We start from the raw sequence: 15,208 nt of genomic DNA, 5'->3' as shown, positions 1-15,208 counted from the left end.
AGGACTGAATCAGCCTTGTTTTTTGGTAACGGTTTCGACGATGTGCGACGGAGCCGTATTGTATTTTTTGAATTCCATAGAGTAGCTTGCGCGACCCTGGGACATGGAACGAACGTCGGTCGCATAACCGAACATCTCGCCCAGCGGAACTTCGGCACGAATTACTTTACCGGAGACCGTGTCTTCCATACCCAAGATCATGCCGCGACGACGGTTAAGGTCGCCCATCACGTCACCCATATAGTCTTCAGGCGTAACAACCTCTACCGCCATGATCGGCTCAAGCAACTCACCGCCGCCCTTCTGGGCCAGTTGCTTGGTCGCCATGGAAGCAGCCACCTTAAACGCCATCTCGTTCGAGTCGACGTCGTGGTAAGAACCATCAAACACGGTAGCCTTCAGGCCGATCAGCGGATAGCCGGCAACAACGCCGTTCTTCATCTGCTCTTCGATACCCTTCTGGATAGCCGGGATGTATTCCTTAGGAACCACACCACCCACTACTTCGTTCAGGAATTGCAGACCTTCCTGACCTTCGTCAGCAGGAGCAAAGCGAATCCAGCAATGACCGAACTGGCCACGACCGCCGGACTGACGAACGAACTTGCCTTCGATTTCGCAGTTCTTCGTGATGCGCTCACGATACGAAACCTGAGGCTTACCGATGTTGGCTTCGACGTTGAACTCACGGCGCATCCGGTCAACCAGGATGTCCAGGTGCAGCTCGCCCATGCCGGAGATGATCGTTTGACCAGTCTCTTCATCAGTCTTGACGCGGAAAGACGGGTCTTCCTGAGCAAGTTTGCCCAGAGCGATACCCATTTTTTCCTGGTCATCCTTGGTCTTAGGCTCTACGGCAACCGAGATAACCGGCTCCGGGAAGTCCATGCGAACCAGGATGATTGGCTTGTCAGCGTTGCACAAGGTTTCACCAGTGGTGACGTCCTTCATGCCGATCAGGGCCGCGATGTCACCAGCGCGCACTTCCTTGATCTCTTCACGGGCGTTTGCGTGCATTTGCACCATACGACCCACGCGCTCTTTCTTGCCTTTGACCGAGTTGATCACGCCGTCGCCGGAGGCCAACACGCCCGAGTAAACACGGACGAAAGTCAAGGTACCCACGAATGGGTCGGTAGCGATCTTGAACGCCAGAGCCGAGAACGGCTCGTTGTCGTCTGCATGACGCTCCATTTGCTTTTCCTCGTCATCCGGGTCAGTACCCTTGATGGCAGGAATGTCGGTCGGAGCCGGCAGGTAGTCGATAACGGCGTCGAGAACCAGGGGAACGCCCTTGTTCTTGAAGGAAGAACCGCAAACAGCAAGAACGATCTCACCAGCGATAGTACGCTGACGCAGAGCACCCTTGATTTCCTCGATGGAGAGTTCTTCCCCTTCGAGGTACTTGTTCATCAGCTCTTCGCTGGCTTCGGCCGCAGCCTCTACCATGTTGTTGCGCCACTCTTCAGCCAGCTCCTGCAGTTCAGCAGGGATAGCTTCGCGACGTGGAGTCATGCCCTTGTCAGCATCGTTCCAGTAAACCGCTTCCATGGTCATCAGATCGATCTGACCCTGGAAGTTGTCTTCGGAACCGATAGCCAACTGGATCGGCACCGGAGTGTGACCCAGACGCTGCTTGATCTGAGCGATCACACGCAGGAAGTTCGCACCGGCACGGTCCATCTTGTTCACGTAAACGATACGTGGAACACCGTACTTGTTGGCTTGACGCCATACGGTTTCGGACTGAGGCTCAACGCCGGAAGTGCCGCAGAACACAACGACCGCGCCGTCGAGTACACGCAGGGAACGCTCAACTTCAATAGTGAAGTCTACGTGGCCCGGGGTATCGATGACGTTGAAGCGGTACTGGTCCTTGTGCTGCTTGGCGGAACCCTGCCAGAAGGCGGTAATGGCAGCAGAAGTAATGGTAATACCACGCTCCTGCTCCTGAACCATCCAGTCAGTGGTCGCAGCGCCGTCATGCACTTCGCCCATCTTGTGGCTTTTGCCAGTGTAAAAAAGGACGCGCTCGGTGGTGGTGGTTTTACCAGCATCCACGTGAGCAACGATACCGATGTTACGGTAGCGATTAATCGGTGTAGTACGAGCCATAAAGCCCTCGCAAAATGAGTGACGCTAGAATTAGAAGCGGTAGTGCGAGAAAGCCTTGTTGGCTTCAGCCATACGGTGCACGTCTTCACGCTTCTTAACTGCAGCACCTTTACCTTCGGCGGCGTCCAACAGTTCGCCAGCCAAACGCAGAGCCATGGACTTCTCGCCACGCTTACGGGCGAAGTCTACCAGCCAGCGCATTGCCAGAGCGTTACGACGGGAAGGACGAACCTCGACCGGAACCTGGTAAGTAGCACCACCAACGCGGCGCGACTTCACTTCGACCAGCGGAGCGATGGCGTCGAGTGCTTTTTCGAAGAGTTCCAGGGGATCGGTGCCGGCCTTACGAGCCTTCACGGTATCCAGGGCACCATAAACGATACGCTCGGCAACGGCTTTCTTGCCGCTTTCCATTACGTGGTTCATGAATTTGGCGAGGATTTGGCTTCCGTATTTCGGATCGTCCAGAATCTCACGCTTGGCTGCTACGCGACGTCTTGGCATTGATAAGCCCTCAAACGGTCTTCAGGTTAGCCCGGGACAGATCCTGTGGATACGTGCCCGACCTTACTCTTATCGACTCAATAAAATTAAAAACTGCAAAACGACCGATTACTTCGGACGCTTGGTACCGTACTTCGAACGACCCTGGTTACGACCTTTAACACCGGAAGTATCCAACGAACCGCGAACGGTGTGGTAACGAACACCTGGCAAGTCTTTTACACGACCGCCGCGGATCAGTACCACGCTGTGCTCTTGCAGGTTGTGACCTTCACCACCGATGTACGAGGAAACCTCGAAACCGTTGGTCAGGCGCACACGGCATACTTTACGCAGTGCCGAGTTAGGTTTTTTCGGCGTGGTGGTGTACACACGGGTGCACACGCCACGGCGTTGCGGGCAGTTCTGCAGCGCAGGCACGTCGGATTTCTCGACGATACGCTTACGCGGCTGACGTACCAGCTGGTTGATAGTTGCCATCTACTAGCTCCACTGTTGTCTTGCGACGCTATTGTCTTGCAAGAAAAGCAAAATGGCAGGAACGAGTTCCCGCCAAATTTAGGGGTACAAGAGTCTAAAGAGGATCTTGTCCCCAGTCAAGGCAAGGCCCCGCCCTCCCCGCTCATCCAATCTCGACAATTTGTCTCGATTCGATGAACGGAGCGACCAGGGCCTCACACTCATTTACCGCAGAACTCAGTTACCGCTCAAGTTCAGCGCTTCGGTCAGTGCAGCTTCCACTTCACTGGCGCTTACGCGCAACGGCTTGTCTGCATCACGGCGGCGCTTACGCTCGCTGTGATAAGCCAGACCGGTACCAGCCGGGATCAGACGACCCACGACAACGTTTTCTTTCAGGCCGCGCAGGTAATCGCGCTTGCCGGTTACCGCCGCTTCGGTCAGTACGCGAGTGGTTTCCTGGAAGGAAGCCGCCGAGATGAACGATTCGGTGGACAACGACGCCTTGGTGATACCCAGCAGAACGCGAGTGAACTTGGAGACGAACTTGTCTTCGCCGCTCAAACGCTCGTTCTCTACCAGAACGTGAGTCAATTCCATCTGGTCGCCCTTGATGAAACTGGAATCGCCGGATTCAGCGATTTCAACTTTACGCAGCATCTGACGCAGGATGGTCTCGATGTGCTTGTCGTTGATCTTCACGCCTTGCAGACGGTAAACGTCCTGGATCTCGTTAACAATGTACTTCGCCAGCGCACTCACACCCAGCAGACGCAGGATGTCGTGTGGATCGCTCGGACCGTCGGAGATAACTTCGCCGCGGTTTACCTGTTCGCCTTCGAACACGTTCAGGTGACGCCACTTCGGAATCAGCTCTTCGTACGGATCGCTACCGTCGTTCGGGGTAATGACCAGACGGCGCTTGCCTTTGGTCTCTTTACCGAACGCGATGGTGCCGCTGACTTCAGCCAAAATCGACGCTTCTTTCGGACGACGGGCTTCGAACAGGTCGGCAACACGCGGCAGACCACCGGTGATGTCACGGGTTTTCGAAGTTTCTTGCGGGATACGAGCGATAACATCACCGATCGCGATCTTCGCACCGTCCGCTACACCGACCAGGGCGTTGGCTGGCAGGAAGTACTGAGCGATAACGTCAGTGCCTGGCAGCAACAGATCCTTGCCGTTGTCGTCGACCATCTTCACGGCTGGACGGATGTCCTTGCCGGCAGCTGGACGATCTTTGGCGTCGAGTACTTCAATGTTGGTCATACCGGTCAATTCGTCAGTCTGACGCTTGATCGTGATGCCTTCTTCCATGCCCACGTAGGTCACGGTACCTTTCATTTCGGTAACGATCGGGTGAGTGTGCGGATCCCACTTGGCCACGATTGCGCCAGCGTCGACCTTGTCACCTTCTTTAACCGAGATCACAGCACCGTACGGCAGCTTGTAACGCTCACGCTCACGACCGAAGTCATCAGCGATGGCCAGCTCACCGGAACGGGACACAGCAACCAGGTGACCATCCACGCGCTCTACGTGCTTCAGGTTGTGCAGACGGACGGTACCGCCATTCTTCACCTGAACGCTGTCGGCTGCGGAGGTCCGGCTTGCCGCACCACCGATGTGGAACGTACGCATCGTCAGCTGGGTACCCGGCTCACCGATGGACTGGGCAGCGATAACGCCGACCGCTTCACCGATGTTCACCTGGTGACCACGAGCCAGATCGCGGCCGTAGCACTTGGCGCAAATGCCGTAGCGGGTTTCGCAGCTGATCGGCGAACGCACGATCACTTCGTCGATGCTGTTCAGCTCGATGAACTCGACCCACTTCTCGTCTACCAGGGTGCCGGCAGGAACGATGACGTCCTCGGTACCTGGCTTGAATACGTCACGGGCGATAACACGACCCAATACGCGCTCACCCAACGGCTCTACAACGTCACCGCCTTCAATGTGCGGAGTCATCAGCAGACCGTGTTCGGTGCCGCAATCGATCTCGGTTACAACCAGATCCTGCGCCACGTCTACCAGACGACGAGTCAGGTAACCGGAGTTAGCGGTTTTCAACGCGGTATCCGCCAGACCTTTACGAGCACCGTGAGTGGAGATGAAGTACTGGAGTACGCTCAGACCTTCACGGAAGTTCGCAGTAATCGGCGTTTCAATGATGGAACCGTCCGGCTTGGCCATCAGGCCACGCATACCGGCCAGCTGACGAATCTGTGCTGCGGAACCCCGCGCACCCGAGTCGGCCATCATGTACATCGAGTTGAAAGACTCTTGGTCGACTTCGACGCCATGACGGTCGATGACTTTCTCTTTCGAGAGGTTGGCCATCATCGCCTTGGAAACTTCGTCGTTCGCCTTGGACCAAAGGTCGATCACTTTGTTGTACTTCTCGCCCTGGGTTACCAGGCCGGAGGCGTACTGACTTTCGATCTCTTTCACTTCGTCGGTGGCTGCACCGATGATGCGGGCTTTTTCATCCGGGATAACGAAGTCGTTAACACCGATGGATACGCCGGAAATGGTCGAATAGGCAAAACCGGTGTACATCAACTGGTCAGCGAAGATCACGGTCTCTTTCAGACCAACCACGCGGTAGCACTGGTTGATCAGCTTGGAGATCGCCTTTTTCTTCATCGGCAGGTTGACGACGTCGTACGACAGACCTTTTGGCACAACCTGGAACAACAGCGCACGGCCGACAGTGGTGTCGACGATACGGGTGTTGGTCACGCTGCCGCCGTCACGGTCGTTGACGGTTTCGTTGATCCGGACTTTAACCTTGGCGTGCAGTGCGGCTTCGCCGGCACGGAACACACGGTCAACTTCCTGCAGATCCGCGAACACACGACCTTCGCCCTTGGCGTTGATCGCTTCACGAGTCATGTAGTACAGACCCAATACAACGTCCTGCGACGGAACGATGATTGGCTCACCGTTGGCTGGCGACAGAATGTTGTTGGTCGACATCATCAACGCACGCGCTTCCAGCTGGGCTTCCAGCGTCAGCGGTACGTGCACGGCCATTTGGTCGCCGTCGAAGTCGGCGTTGTACGCGGCGCAGACCAGAGGGTGCAGCTGGATAGCCTTGCCTTCGATCAGTACCGGTTCAAACGCCTGGATGCCCAGACGGTGAAGGGTCGGTGCACGGTTGAGAAGAACCGGGTGTTCGCGAATCACTTCAGCGAGAACGTCCCAAACCTCTGGCAGTTCGCGCTCGACCATCTTCTTGGCAGCCTTGATGGTGGTAGCGAGACCACGCATTTCCAGCTTGCCGAAAATGAACGGCTTGAACAGCTCGAGAGCCATTTTCTTCGGCAGACCGCACTGGTGCAGACGCAGGGTCGGACCTACGGTAATTACCGAACGGCCGGAGTAGTCAACACGCTTACCGAGCAAGTTCTGACGGAAACGACCCTGCTTACCCTTGATCATGTCAGCCAGGGATTTCAGAGGACGCTTGTTGGAACCGGTGATAGCGCGGCCACGACGACCGTTGTCGAGCAATGCGTCGACGGCTTCCTGCAACATACGCTTTTCGTTGCGCACGATGATGTCCGGAGCGGACAGATCCAGCAGGCGCTTCAAACGGTTGTTACGGTTGATCACTCGACGATACAGATCGTTGAGGTCGGAAGTCGCGAAGCGACCGCCATCCAGCGGGACCAGTGGACGCAGATCTGGCGGCAGAACCGGCAGAACGGTCAGCACCATCCACTCTGGCAGGTTGCCGGACCCCTGGAAGGCTTCCATCAACTTCAGACGCTTGGACAGCTTCTTGATCTTGGTTTCGGAGTTGGTTTGCGGAATCTCTTCACGCAAACGGCCAATCTCGTGCTCCAGGTCGATAGCGTGCAGCAGTTCGCGGACAGCTTCGGCACCCATGCGGGCATCGAAATCGTCGCCGAACTCTTCCAGCGCTTCGAAGTACTGCTCATCGTTCAGCAGCTGACCTTTTTCAAGGGTGGTCATGCCCGGATCGATAACGACGTAGCTCTCGAAGTAGAGAACGCGCTCGATATCACGCAGGGTCATGTCCATCAGCAAGCCGATACGGGACGGCAGCGATTTCAGGAACCAGATGTGAGCAACCGGCGAGGCCAGTTCGATGTGAGCCATGCGCTCACGACGAACTTTTGCCAGCGCGACTTCAACGCCGCACTTCTCGCAGATTACGCCACGGTGCTTCAAGCGCTTGTACTTACCGCACAGGCACTCGTAATCCTTTACCGGGCCAAAGATCTTGGCGCAGAACAGGCCGTCACGCTCAGGCTTGAACGTACGGTAGTTGATGGTTTCCGGCTTTTTAACTTCACCGAACGACCACGAACGGATCATCTCAGGCGATGCCAATCCGATACGGATGGCGTCGAACTCTTCGACTTGACCCTGGTTTTTCAGCAAATTCAGTAGGTCTTTCAAGGCCTTTCCTCCTGGCGGAGCAGAGAGCGGGCAATCCTGCCCCGCTCTCGATTCGCGTCACGTGTTATTCGGTTTCCAGATCGATATCGATGCCGAGGGAACGAATTTCCTTGATCAACACGTTGAAGGACTCGGGCATGCCCGGCTCCATACGGTGATCGCCGTCCACGATGTTTTTGTACATCTTGGTCCGGCCGTTCACATCGTCCGACTTCACTGTGAGCATTTCTTGCAGAGTGTAAGCAGCACCGTATGCTTCCAGTGCCCAGACCTCCATCTCCCCGAAACGCTGACCACCGAACTGCGCCTTACCACCCAGCGGCTGCTGGGTAACCAGGCTGTACGAACCGGTAGAACGAGCGTGCATCTTGTCGTCTACCAAGTGGTTCAGCTTCAGCATGTACATGTAGCCAACGGTAACCGGGCGCTCGAACTTGTTGCCGGTACGGCCGTCAGTCAGCTGCATCTGGCCGCTTTCTGGCAGGTCTGCCAGTTTCAGCATGGCCTTGATTTCGCTTTCCTTGGCGCCGTCGAACACTGGAGTGGCCATTGGAACGCCGCCACGCAGGTTTTGAGCCAGATCCAGGATTTCCTGGTCCGAGAAGTCATCGAGGCTTTCCTGACGACCGCCGATCTCGTTATAGATCTCGTGCAGGAACTTACGCAGCTCGGCAACCTTGCGCTGCTCTTCAACCATGCGGTTGATCTTCTCGCCCAAACCTTTGGCCGCGAGGCCCAGGTGGGTTTCAAGGATCTGACCGACGTTCATACGCGAAGGTACGCCCAACGGGTTGAGGACAACGTCGACCGGGGTGCCATTGGCATCGTGCGGCATGTCTTCAACCGGCATGATCACGGAGACCACACCCTTGTTACCGTGACGACCGGCCATCTTGTCGCCCGGCTGGATGCGACGACGGATTGCCAGGTAAACCTTGACGATTTTCAGCACGCCTGGAGCCAGGTCATCGCCCTGCTGCAGTTTGCGCTTCTTGTCTTCGAACTTGTCGTCCAGCAGACGGCGACGATCAACGATGTAGGCCTGAGCCTTCTCGAGCTGCTCGTTCAGGGCATCTTCAGCCATGCGCAGTTTGAACCACTGGCCGTGCTCAAGACCGTCGAGGACTTCGTCGGTGATGTCCTGGCCTTTCTTCAGACCGGCGCCGCCTTCGGCTTTGTGGCCGACCAGAGCGGAGCGCAGACGTTCGAAAGTAGCACCTTCAACGATACGGAACTCTTCGTTCAGGTCCTTGCGGATCTCGTCCAGCTGGGACTTCTCGATCGACAGGGCACGAGCATCACGCTCAACGCCGTCGCGGGTGAAGACCTGTACGTCGATGACAGTACCTTTGGTACCGGTAGGTACACGCAGGGAAGTGTCTTTAACGTCGCTGGCTTTTTCACCGAAGATCGCACGCAGCAGTTTTTCTTCCGGAGTCAGTTGGGTCTCGCCTTTCGGAGTGACCTTACCGACCAGGATGTCGCCTGCGCCAACTTCAGCACCTACGTAAACGATACCGGCTTCGTCCAGCTTGTTCAGCGCCGCTTCACCCACGTTAGGGATGTCGGCGGTGATTTCCTCTGGGCCAAGCTTGGTGTCACGGGCCACACAGGTCAGTTCCTGGATGTGGATCGTGGTGAAGCGGTCTTCCTGAACCACACGCTCGGACAGGCAGATGGAGTCTTCGAAGTTGAAGCCGTTCCATGCCATGAACGCGATGCGCATGTTCTGACCCAGTGCCAGTTCACCCATGTCGGTGGACGGACCGTCGGCCATGATGTCGCTACGCTGAACCCGATCACCCTTACGCACCAGCGGACGCTGGTTGATGCAGGTGTTCTGGTTGGAGCGGGTGTATTTGGTCAGGTTGTAGATGTCGACACCGGCTTCACCGGTTTCAACTTCGTCATCGGCAACACGAACCACGATACGGCTGGCGTCGACGGAGTCGATCACGCCGCCACGACGAGCCACGACGCAAACGCCGGAGTCACGGGCTACGTTACGCTCCATGCCGGTACCTACCAGCGGCTTGTCGGCACGCAGGGTTGGTACAGCTTGACGCTGCATGTTCGAACCCATCAACGCACGGTTGGCGTCGTCGTGCTCGAGGAACGGAATCAGCGACGCAGCGACCGAAACTACCTGCTTCGGCGAAACGTCCATCAAGGTGACGTCTTCCGGCGCCTTGACGGTGAATTCGTTCAGGTGACGAACAGCTACCAGCTCGTCGATCAGGACTTTCTTGTCGTTCATCGTGGCCGAAGCCTGAGCGATCACGTGATCGGCTTCTTCGATGGCGGACAGGAACACGATCTCGTCGGTGACCAGAGCGTCTTTCACCACGCGGTACGGGCTTTCCAGGAAGCCGTACTGGTTGGTGCGCGCATAGGCAGCCAGGGAGTTGATCAGACCGATGTTCGGACCTTCCGGCGTTTCGATCGGGCAAACACGACCGTAGTGGGTCGGGTGTACGTCACGAACTTCAAAGCCGGCACGCTCACGAGTCAAACCACCAGGGCCGAGTGCAGAAACACGACGCTTGTGGGTGATCTCGGACAGCGGGTTGTTCTGGTCCATGAACTGGGACAACTGGCTGGAACCGAAGAACTCTTTCACCGCCGCAGCCACTGGCTTGGCGTTGATCAGGTCTTGCGGCATCAGGCCTTCGCTTTCAGCCATCGACAGACGCTCTTTGACCGCACGCTCAACACGTACCAGGCCAACGCGGAACTGGTTCTCGGCCATTTCGCCTACGCAGCGAACACGACGGTTACCCAGGTGGTCGATGTCATCGACGATGCCTTTACCGTTACGGATGTCGACCAGGGTCTTCAGTACCGCGACGATGTCTTCCTTGCACAGCACGCCCGAACCTTCGATCTCGGTACGACCGATACGACGGTTGAACTTCATCCGGCCGACCGCAGAAAGGTCATAGCGCTCAGGGCTGAAGAACAGGTTGTTGAACAGGGTCTCGGCAGCGTCTTTGGTTGGCGGCTCGCCAGGACGCATCATGCGATAGATCTCGACCAGCGCTTCCAGTTGGTTGCTGGTGGAGTCGATCTTCAAGGTGTCGGAGACGAACGGACCGCAGTCGATATCGTTGGTGTACAGAGTTTCGATGCGAACAACGCCGGCCTTGGCGATTTTCGCCAGGATCTCGGTGTTCAGCTCGGTGTTGCACTCTGCCAGGATTTCGCCGGTTGCCGGATGCACGATGACCTTGGCGGTTGTGCGACCCAGGACGTAGTCCAGAGGCACATCCAGCTCTTTGATCCCGGCTTTTTCCAGCTGGTTGATGTGGCGAGCGGTGATACGACGACCTTGCTCGACAATAACCTTGCCTTTGTCATCCTGAATATCGAGGACAGCGATTTCACCGCGCAGGCGCTGAGGCACCAGCTCCAGGCTCAGGGTCTCGCCCTTCACGTGGAATACGTTGGTGGTATAGAACGCGTCCAGCACTTCTTCAGTGGTATAGCCCAGCGCGCGCAGCAGTACCGAGGCAGGCAGCTTGCGACGACGGTCGATACGCACGAATACGCAGTCTTTCGGGTCGAACTCGAAGTCCAGCCACGAACCGCGGTAAGGAATGATGCGCGCGGAGTACAGCAGTTTGCCGGAGCTGTGCGTCTTGCCACGGTCGTGGTCGAAGAACACGCCCGGGGAACGGTGCAGCTGGGAAACGATTACACGCTCGGTACCGTTGATTACGAAGGTACCGTTTTCAGTCATCAGGGGGATTTCACCCATGTAGACTTCTTGCTCTTTGATGTCCTTGATCGCTTTGTTCGACGATTCTTTGTCGAAAATGATCAGGCGCACTTTTACCCGCAAAGGTACGGCGTAAGTTACACCGCGCAATACGCATTCTTTGACATCAAATGCCGGTTCGCCCAGACGATATCCGACGTACTCCAGCGCAGCATTGCCGGAGTAGCTGATGATCGGGAAAACGGATTTGAAGGCCGCATGCAGGCCCACGTCGCGGAACTGATCTTTAGTCGCTCCCGCTTGCAAGAATTCACGATACGAATCCAGCTGGATGGCCAGGAGGTACGGCACATCCATGACGTCCGGCAACTTGCTAAAGTCCTTGCGGATACGTTTTTTCTCAGTATATGAGTAAGCCATCAGCGTTCCCCAGCTTGGTCACCTGCTTGTTTGGCCCCTCCCGACGGGAGCAGCCAGAAAATCGTGCAAACCCCATGGTTTGCGCCACCGCATCGGGTGGTTACAGCACGCTATCGGCACCGACCCAGTCGGCTGCCAATAACGGAAAAAGGCCGGTGGCAAGAGCCACCAGCCATCAGCCTGTCGCTTAACGCTCGGGCTGGAGGAGCAAAGTCGATGCTTACTTCAGCTCGACTTTAGCGCCTGCTTCTTCCAGAGCTGCTTTGGCTTTGTCAGCTGCGTCTTTGGCAACAGCTTCCAGAACCATGGCAGGTGCGCCGTCAACTACAGCCTTGGCTTCTTTCAAGCCCAGACCGGTCAGTTCACGTACAGCCTTGATCACGTTAACTTTCTTCTCGCCAGCTTCGGTCAGCATGACGTTGAATTCGGTTTGCTCTTCAGCAACGGCAGCAGCAACAGCTGGACCAGCCGATGCAGCAGCAGCGGTAACACCGAATTTTTCTTCGAAAGCTTTGATCAGCTCAACAACTTCCATTACGGACATGTTGCCAACTGCTTCAAGGATATCGTTCTGAGAGATAGACATGAATCTAATTCCTGATATTGGGGACGGCCTACGCGACCATCGAAAAAAACAAAAAACGCGAGAAGTTGACGAGCCTTAGGCTGCAGCAGCTTCTTTCTGGTCGCGAATTGCCGCCAGAGTACGAGCCAATTTGCTGGTAGCGCCTTGAATCACGCTCATCAGCTGAGAAATTGCTTCGTCACGGGTCGGCAGAGTTGCCAGTACGTCGATTTGGTTAGCTGCGAGGAACTTGCCCTCGAACGCAGCTGCCTTGATCTCGAACTTGTCCTGACCCTTTGCGAATTCCTTGAAGATCCGGGCAGCAGCGCCTGGATGTTCCTTGGAGAACGCAATCAGGGTAGGGCCGGTGAACACGTCGTTGAGGACACTGAATTCAGTGTCAGCAACAGCGCGCTTGAGCAGGGTGTTACGTACGACACGTACGTAAACGCCAGCTTCACGAGCCTCTTTACGGAGTCCGGTCATCGCGCCTACTGTTACGCCACGGGCATCAGCCACGACAGCGGACAGAGCGACTTTGGCAGCCTCGTTGACTTCAGCGACGATGGCCTTCTTGTCTTCGAGTTTAATTGCCACGGGTTTAACTCCTGCTTGTTACCGTTTCATCTGGTCGAAACCGGATGTCGTTTTGGTGTCTGATTCGGTAAGGAACCGGGAGCACCATCTGCGTAGGCTTGTGGTTTAAGACTCGCGTCGCCTACGGTCTTGGATAGCCCCCGCCAGGCAGGGACCCCAATTTTTCAATTGGCGCAATCGCTTGCGCCAATCTGTGTCTTACGCGTCGAGCGAGCTTTGGTCGATGACCAGACCTGGGCCCATAGTGGTGCTCAGGGTAACGCGCTTGACGTAAATGCCTTTCGAGGAAGCTGGCTTGATACGCTTCAGATCAGCGATCAGGGCTTCAACGTTTTCCTTCAGCTTGACGGCGTCGAAGCCGATCTTGCCAACGGAAGTGTGGATGATGCCGTTTTTGTCGGTGCGATAACGAACCTGACCAGCCTTGGCGTTTTTAACCGCGGTAGCTACGTCTGGGGTTACGGTGCCGACTTTAGGGTTAGGCATCAGGCCACGTGGACCGAGGATCTGACCCAACTGACCCACAACGCGCATTGCATCCGGGGATGCAATCACTACGTCATAGTTCAGGTCGCCGCCTTTCATTTCGGCAGCCAGGTCATCCATACCTACGCGGTCAGCGCCGGCAGCCAGAGCGGCTTCAGCAGCTGGACCCTGAGTGAACACAGCAACGCGAACAGTCTTGCCAGTGCCGTGTGGCAGCACAGTAGCGCTACGAACGACCTGGTCGGATTTACGCGGGTCAACACCCAGGTTTACAGCTACGTCGAACGACTCGCTGAACTTGACAGTCGACAGCTCGGCCAGCAGAGCAGCGGCGTCTACAAAGTTGTAGGCCTTGCCTGCTTCGATTTTGCCGGCGATAGCCTTTTGACGCTTGGTCAGCTTAGCCATTACACACCCTCCACGTTAAGGCCCATGCTACGAGCAGAACCGGCGATAGTACGCACGGCTGCTTCCATATCAGCTGCAGTCAGATCCGCGTTTTTGGTTTTCGCGATTTCTTCCAGCTGAGCACGAGTCACAGTGCCAACCTTAACGGTGTTCGGACGAGCGGAACCGCTGGTCAGACCGGCCGCCTTCTTCAGCAGAACCGAAGCAGGGGTGGATTTGGTTTCGAAAGTGAAGCTACGGTCGCTGTAGACAGTGATGATCACTGGAGTCGGCAGACCTGGCTCAAGACCCTGAGTACGGGCGTTGAAAGCCTTGCAGAATTCCATGATGTTCACGCCGTGCTGACCCAGAGCAGGACCAACAGGTGGGCTTGGGTTAGCCTGAGCGGCCTTCACTTGCAGCTTGATGTAAGCGGTAATCTTCTTGGCCATGAGGCACTCCAATTACGGGTTCGAACGCCTCGAGAGGCTCCCCGGTTACTTGCGCGTTTATCCCAGTGACGACAAAACCCCACAGCCTACGGCTGCGGGGTTGGGATTTTTGCTCAGTTAGACCTTTTCGACCTGACTGAACTCGAGCTCCACCGGAGTAGAGCGACCGAAAATGAGCACCGCGACCTGGATCCGGCTCTTTTCGTAGTTAACTTCTTCAACAACACCGGTAAAGTCCGCGAACGGGCCGTCGTTGACTCGTACCGATTCGCCCGGCTCGAACAGTGTCTTCGGCTTCGGCTTGTCGCTACCATCAGCAACGCGGCGCAGAATCGCTTCTGCCTCTTTGTCGGTGATCGGTGCAGGCTTGTCGGCGGTACCGCCGATAAAACCCATCACCCGAGGAGTATCCTTGACCAAGTGCCAGGTACCCTCGTTCATATCCATCTGCACCAGCACGTAGCCAGGGAAGAATTTGCGTTCGCTTTTGCGCTTCTGGCCATTGCGCATTTCAACCACTTCTTCAGTGGGAACCAGAATCTCGCCGAAGCCATCTTCCATACCGGCCAGCTTTACGCGCTCGATCAGCGAGCGCATTACATGCTTCTCGTAACCGGAGTAAGCATGCACAACATACCAACGCTTAGCCACGGGACACCCTTAGCCGACGATCAAGGAAACAAGCCAACCGAGCAGGGAATCAAGCCCCCACAACAGCAACGCCATAACCAGAACAACAGCCACCACAATCAGGGTGGTCTGCGTGGTTTCTTGGCGAGTTGGCCACACGACTTTACGAATCTCGGTGCGAGCTTCCTTAACCAGTACAAAGAAAGACTTGCCCTTCGCGGTCTGCAGGCCTACAAAGGCAGCTACAGCAGCAATGGCGAGCAATGCGAGTACACGGTACAGGATCGGCGAAGCAGAGAAATACTGATTTCCAACAACGCCAACAATCACCAGAGCGACTACTACCAGCCACTTGAGGAGATCGAAGCGAGAGCCTTGAGCTTCAGCTTTAGGAGTCATCTATGAAGATCCTGTGAAAAGAAAGCCAGACACACCAAG

The 15,208-nt window shown here is 56.2% G+C and carries 11 protein-coding genes; all 11 read right to left on the bottom strand.

Annotation, left to right across the window (positions count from 1 at the left end):
- Positions 1 to 9 precede the first annotated feature (9 nt).
- Positions 10 to 2,115 (bottom strand): elongation factor G, encoded by a 2,106-nt coding sequence (gene fusA, locus ACEN8Q_RS26095; RefSeq protein WP_007970420.1) that lies wholly within the window; start codon positions 2,113 to 2,115, stop codon positions 10 to 12.
- Positions 2,116 to 2,145: 30 nt separating this feature from the next.
- On the bottom strand, positions 2,146 to 2,619 hold the full coding sequence (gene rpsG, locus ACEN8Q_RS26090) for a 30S ribosomal protein S7 (protein WP_007970418.1): 474 nt from the start codon (positions 2,617 to 2,619) through the stop codon (positions 2,146 to 2,148).
- A 108-nt stretch (positions 2,620 to 2,727) separates the two neighbouring features.
- Positions 2,728 to 3,099, bottom strand: coding sequence for a 30S ribosomal protein S12 (gene rpsL, locus ACEN8Q_RS26085; RefSeq protein ID WP_003186084.1), 372 nt, complete (start codon positions 3,097 to 3,099; stop codon positions 2,728 to 2,730).
- Positions 3,100 to 3,315: 216 nt separating this feature from the next.
- Entirely contained in the window at positions 3,316 to 7,515 is a 4,200-nt protein-coding gene (rpoC, locus tag ACEN8Q_RS26080; protein ID WP_057400628.1) for a DNA-directed RNA polymerase subunit beta', read from the bottom strand.
- Positions 7,516 to 7,579: 64 nt separating this feature from the next.
- Positions 7,580 to 11,653 (bottom strand): DNA-directed RNA polymerase subunit beta, encoded by a 4,074-nt coding sequence (gene rpoB / locus ACEN8Q_RS26075; RefSeq protein WP_008018199.1) that lies wholly within the window; start codon positions 11,651 to 11,653, stop codon positions 7,580 to 7,582.
- Between the two features lie 220 nt (positions 11,654 to 11,873).
- Positions 11,874 to 12,239 (bottom strand): 50S ribosomal protein L7/L12, encoded by a 366-nt coding sequence (gene rplL, locus ACEN8Q_RS26070; protein ID WP_007970414.1) that lies wholly within the window; start codon positions 12,237 to 12,239, stop codon positions 11,874 to 11,876.
- Between the two features lie 75 nt (positions 12,240 to 12,314).
- Positions 12,315 to 12,815: a 50S ribosomal protein L10 gene (gene rplJ / locus ACEN8Q_RS26065; protein WP_007970413.1), complete on the bottom strand. Its 501-nt coding sequence runs from the start codon at positions 12,813 to 12,815 to the stop codon at positions 12,315 to 12,317.
- Between the two features lie 198 nt (positions 12,816 to 13,013).
- Entirely contained in the window at positions 13,014 to 13,709 is a 696-nt protein-coding gene (gene rplA / locus ACEN8Q_RS26060) for a 50S ribosomal protein L1 (RefSeq protein ID WP_003186095.1), read from the bottom strand.
- The gene (gene rplK / locus ACEN8Q_RS26055; RefSeq protein ID WP_007933726.1) at positions 13,709 to 14,140 is read right to left on the bottom strand and encodes a 50S ribosomal protein L11; all 432 of its coding nucleotides are present in this window, start codon (positions 14,138 to 14,140) and stop codon (positions 13,709 to 13,711) included. The genes rplA and rplK overlap by 1 nt, the downstream gene beginning before the upstream one ends.
- A gap of 117 nt (positions 14,141 to 14,257) precedes the next feature.
- Positions 14,258 to 14,791, bottom strand: coding sequence for a transcription termination/antitermination protein NusG (gene nusG / locus ACEN8Q_RS26050; RefSeq protein ID WP_007984405.1), 534 nt, complete (start codon positions 14,789 to 14,791; stop codon positions 14,258 to 14,260).
- Positions 14,792 to 14,800: 9 nt separating this feature from the next.
- Positions 14,801 to 15,169 carry a preprotein translocase subunit SecE gene (secE, locus tag ACEN8Q_RS26045; RefSeq protein ID WP_008018201.1) on the bottom strand — a complete coding sequence of 123 codons (369 nt, stop codon included), beginning with the start codon at positions 15,167 to 15,169 and terminating at the stop codon, positions 14,801 to 14,803.
- Between the last annotated feature and the right edge of the window lie 39 nt (positions 15,170 to 15,208).

This window comes from Pseudomonas sp. Pseusp16, from assembly GCF_047324915.1.
Lineage (GTDB): Bacteria > Pseudomonadota > Gammaproteobacteria > Pseudomonadales > Pseudomonadaceae > Aquipseudomonas > Aquipseudomonas fluorescens_CD.
The sequence above is the reverse complement of the archived record's forward strand: the minus strand, read 5'-3'. Positions and strand labels throughout refer to the sequence as shown.